This is a genomic window from Bradyrhizobium sp. OK095, from assembly GCF_900109945.1.
GTDB lineage: Bacteria > Pseudomonadota > Alphaproteobacteria > Rhizobiales > Xanthobacteraceae > Bradyrhizobium.
Window position 1 is genome coordinate 93410 of the sequence record NZ_FOBX01000012.1, and the last position, 13671, is coordinate 107080.

12 protein-coding genes are annotated in these 13671 nt (G+C 64.3%); 5 read left to right on the forward strand and 7 right to left on the reverse strand.

The window, feature by feature from the left end; translation table 11 throughout:
* The first annotated feature begins 120 nt into the window (after positions 1-120).
* The 3 genes from BMW89_RS28150 to BMW89_RS28160 are packed head-to-tail and all read left to right on the forward strand — an operon-like array spanning position 121 to position 2896.
* Entirely contained in the window at positions 121-780 is a 660-nt protein-coding gene (locus BMW89_RS28150; RefSeq protein WP_092031226.1) for a GntR family transcriptional regulator, read from the forward strand.
* A 50-nt stretch (positions 781-830) separates the two neighbouring features.
* Positions 831-2003 carry a M24 family metallopeptidase gene (locus tag BMW89_RS28155; protein ID WP_092031229.1) on the forward strand — a complete coding sequence of 391 codons (1173 nt, stop codon included), beginning with the start codon at positions 831-833 and terminating at the stop codon, positions 2001-2003.
* Complete coding sequence (locus BMW89_RS28160; protein ID WP_092031232.1) at positions 2000-2896, forward strand: SMP-30/gluconolactonase/LRE family protein; 897 nt, start codon at positions 2000-2002, stop codon at positions 2894-2896. Before BMW89_RS28155 ends, BMW89_RS28160 begins: the two co-directional genes overlap by 4 nt.
* Here the strand turns inward: BMW89_RS28160 and BMW89_RS28165 are convergent.
* A complete protein-coding gene (locus tag BMW89_RS28165) occupies positions 2893-3708 on the reverse strand; it encodes a hypothetical protein (protein ID WP_092031234.1) in 816 nt (271 codons plus the stop codon). The two genes, BMW89_RS28160 and BMW89_RS28165, sit on opposite strands and share 4 nt — an antisense overlap.
* Before the next feature lie 80 nt (positions 3709-3788).
* Positions 3789-5078, reverse strand: coding sequence for a siderophore utilization protein FsrB (gene fsrB / locus BMW89_RS28170; RefSeq protein WP_092031237.1), 1290 nt, complete (start codon positions 5076-5078; stop codon positions 3789-3791).
* Positions 5079-5327: 249 nt separating this feature from the next.
* On the opposite strand from fsrB, the gene BMW89_RS28175 reads away from it, so the two are divergent.
* On the forward strand, positions 5328-5720 hold the full coding sequence (locus BMW89_RS28175; protein WP_177196369.1) for a cupin domain-containing protein: 393 nt from the start codon (positions 5328-5330) through the stop codon (positions 5718-5720).
* Here BMW89_RS28175 and BMW89_RS28180 read toward each other — a convergent pair.
* Positions 5717-7705 (reverse strand): primary-amine oxidase, encoded by a 1989-nt coding sequence (locus BMW89_RS28180; protein ID WP_092031683.1) that lies wholly within the window; start codon positions 7703-7705, stop codon positions 5717-5719. The genes BMW89_RS28175 and BMW89_RS28180 overlap by 4 nt on opposite strands.
* Before the next feature lie 21 nt (positions 7706-7726).
* Positions 7727-8917: a serine hydrolase domain-containing protein gene (locus BMW89_RS28185; RefSeq protein ID WP_092031242.1), complete on the reverse strand. Its 1191-nt coding sequence runs from the start codon at positions 8915-8917 to the stop codon at positions 7727-7729.
* A 181-nt stretch (positions 8918-9098) separates the two neighbouring features.
* Between BMW89_RS28185 and BMW89_RS28190 the strand changes: the two genes are divergently transcribed.
* Entirely contained in the window at positions 9099-10082 is a 984-nt protein-coding gene (locus BMW89_RS28190; RefSeq protein ID WP_092031245.1) for a helix-turn-helix domain-containing protein, read from the forward strand.
* A 6-nt stretch (positions 10083-10088) separates the two neighbouring features.
* Here BMW89_RS28190 and BMW89_RS28195 read toward each other — a convergent pair whose 3' ends face one another.
* The 3 genes from BMW89_RS28195 to BMW89_RS28210 all read right to left on the reverse strand — a co-directional run bounded on the left by BMW89_RS28195 (position 10089) and on the right by BMW89_RS28210 (position 13609).
* Positions 10089-10754 carry a methionine ABC transporter permease gene (locus BMW89_RS28195; RefSeq protein ID WP_092031248.1) on the reverse strand — a complete coding sequence of 222 codons (666 nt, stop codon included), beginning with the start codon at positions 10752-10754 and terminating at the stop codon, positions 10089-10091.
* Positions 10744-11895 (reverse strand): methionine ABC transporter ATP-binding protein, encoded by a 1152-nt coding sequence (locus BMW89_RS28200; RefSeq protein ID WP_177196370.1) that lies wholly within the window; start codon positions 11893-11895, stop codon positions 10744-10746. The genes BMW89_RS28195 and BMW89_RS28200 overlap by 11 nt, the downstream gene beginning before the upstream one ends.
* 238 nt (positions 11896-12133) lie before the next feature.
* On the reverse strand, positions 12134-13609 hold the full coding sequence (locus BMW89_RS28210; protein WP_092031257.1) for a DASS family sodium-coupled anion symporter: 1476 nt from the start codon (positions 13607-13609) through the stop codon (positions 12134-12136).
* Positions 13610-13671 lie beyond the last annotated feature (62 nt).

Consider the following 13671-nt stretch of genomic DNA (forward strand, 5'->3'; position numbering starts at 1 on the left):
TCAATTTCATATGAGATTTCTGTAGACGTCTGATGATGACGTTCTGCTATATTGCTGGCAACATTGATGGTTCGGTTGCCGCCAGAGGGCGCGCGATCCGGACAAGCGGGATCAGAAGGCATGACGGCACTTGAGGAACGGCCCCTGTCGGCGGGCGACAGCGGCTATCAGCGCATCCGGTCCGACATCATCTTCGGCGTGCTCACGCCCTCCGGACGGCTCAAGCTCGATGCCATGAAGGAAGATTACGGCGTCAGCATCTCGACGCTGCGCGAGATCCTCAATCGCCTGACCTCCGAAGGTTTCGTGGTCGCCGAAGGCCAGCGTGGCTTCGAGGTGGCGCCGATCTCGATCCAGAACCTGCGTGAGCTCGCCGATCTGCGCATTCTGCTGGAGCATCACGCGATGGCCGAGTCGTTTCGCGCCGGCGATGTCGAGTGGGAGGGACGCGTGGTCTCCGCTCATCACAAGCTGGCGGCCACCGAGCGCACCGTCCTCAAAGAGGGCGACGATCCCGAACTGCGCAAGCGCTACGACGGCGAATTCCACCAGGCGCTGATCTCGGGCTGCGGATCGCGCGAGCTGATGCATACCCATTCGGTCGTGTTCGACAAATACTTCCGCTATGCGCTGCGCTATCGGGGCACGGAGACGATCAACCAGCACAAGGCGTTGCTGGAGTGCGCCCTGAAGCGCGACATCAAGGGCGCCCGGGCCGTTCTCACCGACCACATCAATGGCTGCGTCGCGCATGCCCTGTCCTCCTGGAAGGACAGCTGACCGCCCTCGCCTACCAGCAAGATCAAATCGTCAGCGAAAAAGAACGATCAATGGACTCCAGAATTCCATTCGCCACGACGAGGCTCGACGGCCTGCTCGATGCTTCAGGCATCGACGTCCTGATCGTCACCTCGAAGCACAACATTCAGTACCTGCTCGGCGGCTACCATCACTTCCAGTTCGATTACATGGAAGCGATCGGCATCAGCCGCTATCTGCCCATCTTCGTCTACGTGAAGGGCGCGTCGGACAAATCGGCCTATATCGCCAACCGGAACGAGCGGGACAGCGTCCAGAACAGGACGGACGCCGGATACTGGATGCCGCAGGTCGTGTTCGGATCGTCAACCTCGGTCGAGGCGATGACCCTCGCCGTCAAACATGTGAAGGCCATCGCGACGCCTGCGCTTCGTGTCGGCGTCGAGATGTCGTTCTTGCCCGCTGACGCGGCGGACGTGCTGCGCAAGGAGCTGGCCGATTGCCAGCTCGTCGAGGCGATGCGCCCGCTCGAGAAACTGCGATCGATCAAGACCGCGGCCGAGCTGGAGATTCTTCGCGAGGCCTCCGAGCGCGTGGTCGCATCCATGATGGACGCGGTCAACCAGGCGCGCCCCGGTCAAAGCAAGCGCGAGATCATCGAATATCTGCGACAAGCCGAGCTGTCCCGCGACATGATCTTCGAATACGCCCTGGTGACGATGGGGACGAGTCTCAACCGGGCTCCCTCCGGGCAACGTCTTGAGCCCGGCGATATCGTCTCGCTGGACTCGGGCGGGAATTACAAAGGCTACATCGGCGATCTCTGCCGGATGGCCGTGCACGGGGCGCCGGACGGAGAACTCGTCGATCTGCTCGGGGAAATCGACCTGATCCAGCAGGCGGCCCGGGCTCCGATCCGTGCCGGTCTCACCGGCAGCGCGATCTACGCCGCCACAACCGAGGCGCTCGTGCGCTCTCCTCATGGCAAGCAGATGCATTTCGTCGCCCACGGCATGGGCATCGTCAGCCACGAAGCGCCGCGCCTGACCGCGAGCGGGCCCATTCCCTATCCCGCCGACGACGCCAATGTGCCTCTGGAGGCCGGCATGGTCATCTCGATCGAAACCACGCTGCCTCACCCGCGACGTGGCTTTATCAAGCTCGAAGATACGATCGCCGTGACCCCGACCGGCTATCAGGCCTTCGGCGATAGCGCACGCGGCTGGAACCGGATTCCGGTATGACCGCCAATTCGATCCCCGCGTCCCGGGTCGAGACCGCCGTCGCCAGCGCGGATATTCTCGGTGAAACGCCATTGTGGTGCGACCGGTCTCAAAAGCTGTGGTGGATCGACATCGACGGCAGGCTTCATCAATCCTTCGATCCCGCGTCCGGCGCCCATCACGCCGTCTCCCATGATGGCCAATTCCTCGGCAGCCAGGCCCTGACGGCAGACGGCTCGCATCTGCTCGCGCTGGACCTGCGGATCTCTCGTCGCGTTGCCGACAAAGCTCCTCCCGCCGAATTCTGCGAGGTCGAAAGCGGCCTCGACAATCGCCTCAACGACGGCCGCGTGGACGCGCGCGGTCGTCTCTGGATCGGCACCATGGACAATCAGCTGCATCGTCCCAACGGCGCGCTATATCGCGTGACCGGTGACGGCGAAGTGACGCGCTTGTTCGGCGACGTCATCGTCACAAACGGGATTGCGTTCTCGCCGGACAATCGAACGCTCTATTTCACGGACACGCGGCGACACTGCACCTGGATGTTCGACTTCGACCTCGACGACGGCACGATCCGCAACAGACGCGTGTTTGCGGATTACAGCGCCTCCGGGGAAAGGCCTGACGGCGCGTGTGTCGACGTTGCCGGCGGGCTGTGGACGGCGTTCTTCTCGGGCGGCCGCCTGGTGCGCTATCGGCCGGATGGGACGATCGACACGGTCATTCCGCTGCCCGTGACCAATCCGACCTGCCTGTGCTTCGGGGGAAGCGACCTCAAGACGCTGTTCGTGACGACGGCCAGGAAGTTCCTGGATCCCATACAGCTCCGCATCGAGCCTCAGGCCGGTCATCTCTTGGCCATTCACGGCGTCGCACAGGGGCTGCCGGAGCACCGTTTCCTGTTCGGTTAGCGCGGCAGCAGCAGCTCCAATTGGTTCTGCGCCTTCTTCACGGCGCCCGCGAACCAGTTCTGGCTTGGCGCTTCCTTGGCGAAGCATTTTGTGTAGGCGTCCATCGCCTGGTCCTCCTTGGCCATGGAGTCCTGCGGGGTCTTCCTGGCCATCATCTGCTCAAAGACTTTTTCACAGGCCGGGATCTCGGCCGTCTTCACGGCGTCGCTGCTGGCGAGGAACAAGACCTTGTCGCCCTGGATCGCGACCACATCGATTTCGTGCGGCGGTCCTTTCAAATCGCCATTGCCGCGCACGCCGAGCACGGCGACCGCGGCGCTCGCCGATGCGGGCCTGGTGACCGGCAGCTCCGCATATTTGGCGAAGGCTGAGTCCTGAATCGCTTGATAGTAGAAGCGGTCCGATTTGAAGGCCGCGCCGGTCTCCTGCGGCATGCCGTCTTCGCGGTGCTCGCGCAGCCAGTGCTTGAGCAGCCCTGTGGTGGTCACCACGGCCTGCATCTTGTCGCCCTCGGAGGCGAAGCCGAGGCCGTCGAGATGGCCGAAGCCGGAATCGCCCTTGAACAGCGTGTCGGCGTTCGACTTCCCCTCGGCCGGCAGCCCCTTGATGGTGACCGGCCCCACCAAGCCGCGCAGCACACCCGTCAGCTCATTCAGCGCAGCATCGTGCTGCCTGGAAGTCTCGTCGCTCTCCTTGGCTTTGGAGAATTTTGCGATGTGGCGATCGCGCAGGTCGAGATAGTGCTGCTCGGTCGTGGCCGCGTGGGCGGGCGCCGCGAATACGAGCAGGCAGAGCAAGGCAAGCGGTCTCATTCAATGTCCGAAAGGCTGGAGCGATCTCCAGTCTTTGTGCCCTTGCCGGGCGGGAAGGTTCATCCACGAGGTCGGGTGCCCTACTCCGCCGGCGTCAGCTGCCGGCTCAGACGCATCGCCGCGGTCTCGCGCACGCGGATGCGGGCGCGGCGCTTGCGCCACCAGATCGCGACGCCGGTGACCGAGAGCGCGGCCACCACCAGCCCCATGATCGAGATCAGGATGCGGCCGAACAGTCCGGCGATGCGGCCCGAATGCAGCGGAAATTGCGCCTGAACGAAGATGTCGGCGGCGGTGCCGACCCAGGGCAGCCGCTCGCCGAGCGGACGGCCGTCCTCGCTGTCGTAATAGAGCTGCGCCGGGCCGACGCCGCCGGCGCCGTGATCGTCGCCAGGATGGAAGTAGGCGGCGGCGTAGACGCCATGGGCCGGGCCGTAGCTGAGCGCGCCGACCGGAATGCTCCACCCTCGCCCCTTGCCGTCGGCCGCCGCGCGCGCGGCGATCTCGGCGAAATTCACCCTGGGCTCGATGGGATCGTCGAGATCGCGATAAGGCCGCTGCTCATACGGCGTCGGCGTGTAGTTCGACACCATCTTCATCAGCGGCGAGAACACCTCGAAATAGAGGTTCAGCGAGAACGCCGTGAAGGCGATGATAAACAGCACGCCCCAGGTCCACAGGCTGAAGGCGCGATGGATGTCGAAATTGATCCGGTAGGCGCTGCCTGAGGTCTTGATGGTCCAGGCCGGCGCCCAGCGCGCCCAGAAGCCGCGATCGAGCTGGCGCGTCACTTGCGGCGCATGCGCTGCCTTTGCGCCGCGCCGGGACGGCAGTGTCAGATAGAATCCGACGAAGCAATCGATGGTCCAGATGATGGCGATCACGCCGAGCACACGCATGCCCCAGCGATCGCTGCCCCAAAGCTCTGGGATGTGCATGGTGTAGTGCAGCTTGTAGAGGAACGAGACGAAGTTTTCGCGTGTCACCGGCCACACTGCGCCCCAGTAGCGGCGGCCAAGCTCGATGCCGGTCTTGGGGTCGAGGAAGACCTGATTGTAGTCCATCGCGAAGCGCTTGCCGGTCGCGGGATCAATCCGCGGCATCACGAAGAACCACAGCGAGTGTCCCTCCTCCGGTGTCATGAAAAGGTAGACGACGCGCGCGTGGGGATCGCGCTGCTCGATCAGCCCGGCAAGCTCGATGGAGGGGATCGCCGGGCCTTTGGTCGAGACGTCGAACAGATGGCTGTTGAGGACGTCGTCGAGCTCATGGTCCCAGGAGATGATCGCGCCGGTGATGCCGGAGAAGAACAGGAAGCCCGCCGTCAGCAGTCCCGCCCAGCGATGCAACCTGCCGAATATCGCTCTCATCGTCTTCGGCTCTCATCCAGCGGGTCGGCACTGCCGGCTTTGCCGGTACCGTTTTTGATGCCTCGCCCTAACGCAGGCGATTTCGGAGCGCGAGAGGAACTGCGTTAGAACCTCTCCAGAGCTGTGCGCAGCACGTGCGGCGAATGCGCTCATGTGCGATCGTCTGTTCTTGGAGGATTTGAACTGGACTAATGAGAATGACACTCGGCTATGATGAGCGGAGTTCGATCAGCTTTGGGAGATGAGTGCATGGCGGAGCCCGGATTCGGCCGGTTCATGAAGGACCACAGGGAGTTTTTCAACGCGCTGGCCGATGACGGATGGCGGGCTGTCCCCGGCTATATCGGGGTTGAGGAAAAGATCCTGTCCGGGCGCTTTGACCACATTGGTCGAACGGGCGCCGTGACGCGGCTGTCGCGCTGGGCCGCCGGTGCGTCCGTGGGCCAGCCGGTCTCGCATGAATGGTGCGAGGAGGTGTTTCTGATTTCGGGCACGCTGTCGATCGGCACCACGTCACAGGAAGCGCAACAGCTCGAGGCCGGCACCTACGCCGTGAGGCCGGCCCATGTCGAGCATGGACCGTTCTTCACCCGCGACGGCTGCCTGATGATCGAGTTTCTCTACTACCCGCCGACAGCCTAGCTCTTACAGCACGAGCTTCCGCCGCCCTTCTCCTCGCCCGCAAGCACGCTGCGGCTGTTACGGTCCGGGGGAATGTCGCCGGCGGCGTTGGCCGCGAAGAAGCCGGTCGGCTTCAACATGAAGCCGGCATATTCGACCGGCATGATCGGAAAGTCCTCGGGCTTGCAGATATGGGTGTGGCCGAACGAGTGCCACAGCACGATGTCGGCGTTCTCGATGTCGCGGTTTTGGGCTGCGTAGCGCGGCAGGCCGTCGCCGCCGGCATGGACGTTGGGATAATCGCCGCTGGCGTATTTTTCGTCCGCGTCGAACGCCGTGACCCAGACATGCCTGGTGGCAAAGCCGCCACGGCTGCGCACGTAGCTGCCCTCCTGCGCCAGCATCAGCGGGCTCGGATTGACCACGAGCTTGTAGGCCGGCGCATTGCCGACCGAATTGGTCTCGTTGGGATTGCTGATCTTCCAGAACCGGCCGGTCTCGCTGTTGGCAATTGCGGCCGCGTCACGCTCGCGCGACAGCACGCGCGTCGTGGTGTCGAACGCGTTGCCGTGTGGATTATCATGGCCCCAGGGACGCGGCACGAAATCGTGCTCCGTCACCGTGTTGCCGCCGCCGTCGAGATCCATGTGCAGGCGCACGTTGAAGAAGTGCTGGTGCGTCGGCCCGCCCAGATTGTCGTCGACCATGCCGCCCCATTTGTACTTCTCGCCCGGCTGCACGGCGGCGGTCTGGATAATGCCGGTGAGCTTTGTCTCAAGCTGGATGGTGCCGTCCTGGTAGAGATACCAGTAGAAGCCATAATCGTAATTGCCGACGGTCGCGAAGAACGAGATGACCAGTCGCCGCGAACGGCGGACCTCGAACAGGCCGTTGCGGAATTCGTAATGCTTCCAGGCAATTCCGTAGTCTTCTTCATGCATGCAGATGGCATTCTGCATGACAAAGGGCACGCCCTTGTTGTCGGCGGCCGGCACGTCGAAATAATGGATGTTGCCGAGGCAGTCGCAGCCGAGCTCGAGCGCATTGGCAAGCATGCCGAGCCCGTATTCGCCGGCGTCGAACGCCGACTTCCAAAAGTGGTTCGCGGTCGGATCGGCGTAAGGCACCACCATCTCGGTGACGCTGGCGCGATGGATCAGCGAGCGTTTGCGCATCCCGTCCTGATAGCTGAGCTGATGCAGCACCAGGCCCTCGCGCGGCGTGAAACCGACGCGAAAGCTCCATTTTTGCCAATCGACCTTCCAGCCATCGACCTTGAAGCTGGCGCCCTCGGGCTGCTCGATATGCAGCGGCTTGATGTCGGTGCGCGGGTTTTGGACTTCATGCGCGCCGTAGTTCCGCTTCTTGCGCGGGATCGGCACGATCGGGTCCGCGTCGGTGAGGTCGATGACCTTGCCGCCGATCAGGTCGACGACGGCGACCACGCCCTCGATCGGATGGGCATAGCCGTTGTCCTGGAGATGCTCGCGGAAGAAGCTGACGGCGCGCACGATGCGTGCCCCGCGCTCGAACTCCATGTCGAAGAAGCCGGAGGAAAACGGATCGACCTGCACCAGCTCGATGTCCTTGTCCGTGAGCCCGCGCCGGACCATCGCCGCCCGCCAGCCGGGATCGGCCTTCACCACGGCCTCACACTTGAAGAACTCTTCGAGCATCACCGGCGGCTGGCCATAGGGCGCTTCGCGGTTCGGAATAACTTTTCGCGCGACGATCTCATTGCGGGCGAGATCGACGATGTGCTCGATCGCCTCGCCCGTCGCTACGTCCAGTGTCAGCGCGAAGGCGCGGCGCCCTGCTCCATCAGCGGCCAGCTCCTGCTTGGTCGGCTCCTCCAGTCGTACCGTCGGGAAGCGGCAATGTTCCGGCGAGGCCGCCGCCGCGCGCACCAGGGTGCAGGCTGCCGTGACCTCCTCGGCGGTCAGGGGATCGAGCGGATGCGGCGCGGCGGCCTGAGCTTGCGATTTGGCTTTGACGGTATCGAGCATGATGATGTCCAAAGGTCAGTGCTAGGCGAGATGCGTGGCAATGGCGCGGAAGGCCGCGAACCAGCGTTGATCGATCGGCACGTCCATCGCCTTCGGCTGCGTCGCGAGCTTGAGGATGACGGTATCGGATTCCAGATCGACATGAAGCAGCTGGCCGTGAATGCCGATCGCGGTGAGCGCGTTGCGCGACGGATCGATCGTGAACCATTTGCTGCGGTAGCGCGCGCCCGGGAAGAACTCGGCGAGGTCGCCATCGGCCCAGGCCTTGGTATCGCCGTTCTCGCGGATGTCATCGATCCACCACCCCGGCACCACCTGCCGTCCCTCGACCACGCCGCGGCAGCGGATCATCTCGCCGAAGCGAATCAGATCGCGCGCGGTGAATGAGAGGCCGCCGGCGATGCGGCCCATGCCGTGGCTGTCGAGCGTCAGCGAGCCGTCTTCCTCGGCGCCCATCGGTTGCCACAGATATTCGGACAGGATGCGGTGGTAGGGCATGCCGCAGGCGCGCTCATAAACCCAGCCCAGCACCTCGGTGTTGGGCGAGACGTAATGAAAGACCTTGCCGTGCGGCTTCCCCGTTCCGCGCAACGTGGTGAGATAGGCGCGCTGGTGGCCGGGCTCGACGCCCGGCGGCGGCACGTCCCAGCCTGACGAGAAGCGATAGCGCGCGACGTCGCCGGCGGGGTCCTCGTAATCCTCCTCGAACTTGATCGCGACGGCCATGTCGAGGAGGTTGCGGACGGTGCAGGTGCCGTAGACGGACGTCTCCAGCTCCGGCACGCAGCGCACCACCCTCGCCTCGGGATCGAGCAGACCGCGCGCGGCCAGCACGCCGCCGAGCGTGCCGGCGACGGCCTTGCTGATCGAGCAGATCAGATGCGGCGTCGTCACGCTCATGCCGTCACCGTACCATTCGTGGATCAGCGTGCCCCGCTGCATCACGAGGAGCGTATCGGCAAAGGTCTCGCGCAGCGTGGCGTCGATCGTGGTGGGCTTGCCGTCGGGTGCGGTGAAGCCGAGCTTTGAAAGTTCACGCGGGGCGCTCGCGATTGGCGTCGGATGCGCCGAGCGGCGGACCTCCGCAGTCGGCAGCACTTCGCGGGTGTGAGTAAAGCCCCAGCGTATCGCGGGGAAGCTGCGCCAGTTGGCGCGCGTCACCTGGGCCTCGGGCGCAGGCGGACTGCCACGCATGATGTCGGTCGGTCGCATCTCGATCCTCCGCGAAGCGCGCCCAACCCCGGTGTCGGGAACGGCTGGGGATGAAGACTGCACGGAAGGCCGCATCGGGCGTTATCGAGATCCGGCAATATTTTGCTGGACAGCGCCCGTGGCCGTGCCAGTCTGGCGCGGTTATTGCGGGCTATCGAGTAATGAATTCCAAGGTGCTGTCATGGCCTTAAGCGCAATTCTTCCGATTCAAGACTCGGCTGCCGTCCTGCTCCAGACGAGCAGCACGGATGTCGACGAGCACTGCGCCGCGCTCGGCCGTTGGCGGCTGAGCTACGACCAGATCAGCGCCGGCGCCTTCAGGGGCAGTTTCACTCAGCTCTCGCTACCGCGGCTCGAAGTTTTCCGCGAGATCACGAGCCAGCAAGTCCGCCAGTACGGACAGCTCGGTGCCGGCAGCTTCGGCATCGGCCTGCCCTGGGACGGCGATGGCGAGGTCAATTGCAACGGCACCAGCGTCGCGGGCGCCCAGGTCATTGCGTGCATCGACGCCGAGGTCGACATGTGCACGCCGAAGGCCTTTGAGTTTCGCGGCGTCGTCACCAGTGCTGCGTTGATTGAGGAGCTGGCTGCACGGCTCGATATCGAGTTGCCACGCGCCGTCTGGCATCAGTTGCGGGTGATCGAGATGGCGGAGGCGCCGGTCGCGCGGCTGCGCGCGCATCTTGCCGCGATCCACGAGACCATCACGGCGGCCCCCGAACGGTTCGACACCCCAGTGGCGCGGCTTGCGCTGGAAGACGCCCTGCTCGTCGAGATCATGGACATGTTGCCGACCGCACGGCCAAGCGATCCCGGCCGCAGCTCTGCGGCGCGCAAGCGCACCGTCGATCGCGCCCGCGATCTGATGCATGGCAGCGGGGAGCGTGCGCTATCGCTGCTGGAGGTCTGCAAGACGGTCGGCGCTAGCCCGCGCAAGCTCGGCTATTGCTTCCAGGAGGTCTTAGGCACAAGCCCGATGCATTATTGGCGCGCGATGCGGTTGAACCGCGTCCGACGCGACCTGAAGCGCGGCATCGAGGCCTCGGTCTACGACGTCGCCGTGCAGCACGGCTTCTGGCACTTCAGCCAGTTCTCGCTCGACTACAAGCGCCACTTCTCCGAGGTGCCCTCGGAGACGCTGCGCCGGGCGAGGCTTGCCGCCTGACGTCCGTCAGTGCTGCCGCAGCCGGCGGTTGACCCGGCGCGCCAGATAATCGCCGGCGCTCTGCACGAGCTGCACGAGTGCGATCAGCACGACGACGACGGCGAGCATCATCTCCGGCATGAAGCGCTGATAGCCGTAGCGGATGCCGAGATCCCCCAGGCCGCCGCCGCCGACGGCGCCGACCATGGCGGAGTAGCCGAGCAGGCTGACCACCGCGAGCGTCAGCGCCAGTAGAAGTCCCGGCAGCGCCTCGGGGATCAGCACCTTGAGCACGATCTGGATGGGCGAGGCCCCGAACGAGGATGCGGTCTCGATCAGGCCGCCATCGACCTCGCGGATCGCGGCTTCAACCAGGCGCGCGATGAACGGCGCCGATGCGATGGTCAGCGGCACGATCGCCGCCGTAGAGCCGATCGAGGTGCCAGCGACAAGGCGCGTGAACGGGATGATGGCGACGACCAGGATGATGAAGGGCGTCGAGCGGGTCGCATTGACGACGATTCCGAACACGCGATTGATAGCGGGAGCCGCGAACAGCTCCCCCTTGCGGCTGGTCGCGAGAAAGACGCCGAGCGGCAGGCCGAAGACGGTGCCCAGCAGCGCGGCGATGCCGACCATGTACAGGGTCTCGCCGGTGGCCTGGACGATAAGGTTGATGAGTTCAGGCGACATAGCCGAGACGCTCCGCCGGGAATTGATATTGAGAGAGCCAGGCGAGCGTCCGCGTCACCGCGTCCTCGCCGCCGGAAATACCGAGAGGGATACCGAGGGTCAGCGAGCCTACGTGCTGGCCGCCGATCTCGTCGATGCGCGCCGATAGCAGCGAGACGTCGAGGCCGAGCTCGCGGGCGAGCCGCGCCACCAGCGTATCGCCGGCCCCTGCCCCGCGCACCTGGACGCGGATCACGGCCAGTCCGCCGGCAGCAGGCTCCGCCATGATCCGGCTCGCCAGCGACACCGGTAGGCTGTCGCCGATCGCTTCGGCCAGGAAGGATTGCGTGATCGGATGTTTGGGATGGGTGAAGATGTCCGCGACGTGGCCGCTCTCGACCACACGGCCGGCATCTAACACCACCACTTCCTTGGCGAGCTGACGCACCACGGACATTTCGTGGGTGATCAGCACGATGGTCACGCCCAGCTCGCGGTTGATGTTCGCAAGCAGATCGAGGATGGCGCGCGTGGTCTGCGGATCGAGCGCGGAGGTCGCCTCGTCCGACAACAGCACGCTCGGCCGCGTCGCCAACGCGCGGGCGATACCGACGCGCTGCTTCTGGCCGCCTGATAGTTCTGACGGATAGCGGTCGTGCTTGTCGGCGATGCCGACCAGCGCAAGCAGCTCGGCCACACGAGCCTTGATGTCGGCCTTGGTCCAGCCGGCGATCTCGAGCGGCAGCGCGATGTTGTCGGCGGCGGTGCGCGATGACAGCAGGTTGAAGTGCTGGAAGATCATGCCTATCGAGCGCTGCGCCAGCCGCAGCTCGCGGCCGGCGAGCGCCGAGATATCCCTGTGATCGACGATGACGCGACCCGCGGTCGGCTTCTCCAGCCCGTTGATCAGGCGGACCAGGCTCGACTTGCCGGCGCCGGAGCGGCCGATCACGCCGGTGATGGAGCCGCGCGGAATGGCGAAGTCGATGTTCTCAAGCGCGTTGACGCCGGGCTTACCGCGATAGGCCGGGTAGGTCTTCGCGATGGCTTCGAAGCGGACCATGGCGTCTGCATCTGTCGCGGCAGGTGAAATCGCTTCGGGCGGCGCGATCGGCTGTCCGATGGCTAGCGATTGGTGGGCGTTCATTGAGATGGCCTTCATGCACAATAATTCTCTCGCCCGCACCAAAAGGCAAACGAGAGCCGGGTCGCATCAGCGACTGGAGGTGAGGCAGCAACAAATCGCCTCAGAAAGGAACGCGCTGCACCGCAGCACGGACCATCGTCTTTTCCGGTCTTTGTTGCAATTTCAGATATTTGGGAGGGATTAGACGAAGTTTCCCCAATCCCTCGCGAGAGAAGAATATTCCTTCGCCGAGGGTATCAGCCTCCGGCGAGGCTCACCGGACCATCTGCAACCAGGGCAGCACGATCAGCAGCAGTCCTGCGAAATAGACCAGCCCGAACAGCAGCCCAAATCCCCAGAACTGGCCCTTGCCGATATAGCCGCTGCCGAAATACATCGGCGCCGGTCCCGTCGCATAAGGCGAGATCACGCCCATCAGGCCGAGCGAATACATGCAGAGCATGGCGAGTGTCGTGACCGGCAGATCAGGAATGCCGGAGCCGACCGCGAGCACCACCGGCAGCACGGCCGCGGCGTGCGAGGTGATGCTCGAGAAGAAATAATGGATCCAGAAGAACAGCGCGACCAGCAGGATCATCGCGGTCGACGGCGACAGCCCCGCGAGCGGTTTGGCGTATTCGGTCGCAAACCATTTGATGAAGCCGATCTCGTTGAGGCCGGAGGCCAGCGTCAGCAGCGAGGTGAAATAGAAGAACACCTCCCAGGCGCTCTTCTCGCTGACGATGTCGGCGAACTCGATCACGCCGGTGACCAGCATCAAGGAGATCACGATGAAGACGACGGTGGTGGCGTTGACGAAGTTCGAGCCCAAAAGAGGCACGTGGATGTCCGGACTCGAGCCCGCGATCCACAGGAACATCGCGAGCAAGATCAGCGCCAGCATGATCCACTCGTTGCGCGACATCGGGCCCATCTCTGCGAGCTCTTTCGCTGCCCATTCTGAGATCTCGGGGCTGCGCTTCACCTCGGGACGGCACACCGCATAGCTGAGCAGCGGCACGAGGATCATCAGGAGAAGGCCGAGCGGCGCAAAGCCGATGAACCATTGGCCCCAGCTCACATCGACGCCGACCGTCTTCTTGGCGATCGCCAGCGCCGCCGCATTGGGCGCGAGCGCCGTGAAGAACAGCGAGCTCGTTACGGCGGTGGCCGCGAAGGCCGTCCACATCACATAGGTGCCGATCTTGCCGGCGGTCGGTCCGGGCTCGGAGCCGTAGATGCGCGGAATGTTGCTGATGATGGGATAGACGATGCCGCCGCTGCGTGCGGTATTCGAGGGCGTTGCCGGCGCCAGCAGGAAGTCCGACATCGCCACCGCATAGCCGAGGCCGAGCGTGTTGGTGCCGAGCCGCCTCACCAGCACCAGCGCGATCCGCCGGCCAAGTTGGCTCTTGCGATAACCGATCGAGAATACGAAGGCGCCGACGATCAGCCAGACCGTGCTCTCGGCAAAGCCCGCCAGCATCCAGCGCAGCGATTTGCCGGGATCGGGATCGATATAGCCGCCGACACCCGCAACCGTGAGGCCGATCAGGCCGACCGCGCCGACCGGCATCGATTCCAGGATGAGCCCGGTGATGACGGCCGCGAACACGGCAAAATAATGCCATTGATTGACGTTGAGCCCCACTGGCACCGGCCACAGATAGATCGCGAGCCACACCACGAGCGGCGCGATCAGCTTCCAGCGAAATCCTTTTGCCTCAGGCGCCTGCGAGCTAGCGGCCATGAGCCCTCCCCCTCGATTGTCGTCACATCGTACCGCCCGTTGGCCGGGCCGCTGTTGTCCCA

Coding starts and splice junctions, on each gene's coding strand:
- BMW89_RS28150 (WP_092031226.1), top strand. CDS start 121: ATGACGGCACTTGAGGAACGGCCCCTGTCGGCGGGCGACAGCGGCTAT.
- BMW89_RS28155 (WP_092031229.1), top strand. CDS start 831: ATGGACTCCAGAATTCCATTCGCCACGACGAGGCTCGACGGCCTGCTC.
- BMW89_RS28160 (WP_092031232.1), top strand. CDS start 2,000: ATGACCGCCAATTCGATCCCCGCGTCCCGGGTCGAGACCGCCGTCGCC.
- BMW89_RS28165 (WP_092031234.1), bottom strand. CDS start 3,708: ATGAGACCGCTTGCCTTGCTCTGCCTGCTCGTATTCGCGGCGCCCGCC.
- fsrB (WP_092031237.1), bottom strand. CDS start 5,078: ATGAGAGCGATATTCGGCAGGTTGCATCGCTGGGCGGGACTGCTGACG.
- BMW89_RS28175 (WP_177196369.1), top strand. CDS start 5,328: ATGGCGGAGCCCGGATTCGGCCGGTTCATGAAGGACCACAGGGAGTTT.
- BMW89_RS28180 (WP_092031683.1), bottom strand. CDS start 7,705: ATGCTCGATACCGTCAAAGCCAAATCGCAAGCTCAGGCCGCCGCGCCG.
- BMW89_RS28185 (WP_092031242.1), bottom strand. CDS start 8,917: ATGCGACCGACCGACATCATGCGTGGCAGTCCGCCTGCGCCCGAGGCC.
- BMW89_RS28190 (WP_092031245.1), top strand. CDS start 9,099: ATGGCCTTAAGCGCAATTCTTCCGATTCAAGACTCGGCTGCCGTCCTG.
- BMW89_RS28195 (WP_092031248.1), bottom strand. CDS start 10,754: ATGTCGCCTGAACTCATCAACCTTATCGTCCAGGCCACCGGCGAGACC.
- BMW89_RS28200 (WP_177196370.1), bottom strand. CDS start 11,895: ATGAAGGCCATCTCAATGAACGCCCACCAATCGCTAGCCATCGGACAG.
- BMW89_RS28210 (WP_092031257.1), bottom strand. CDS start 13,609: ATGGCCGCTAGCTCGCAGGCGCCTGAGGCAAAAGGATTTCGCTGGAAG.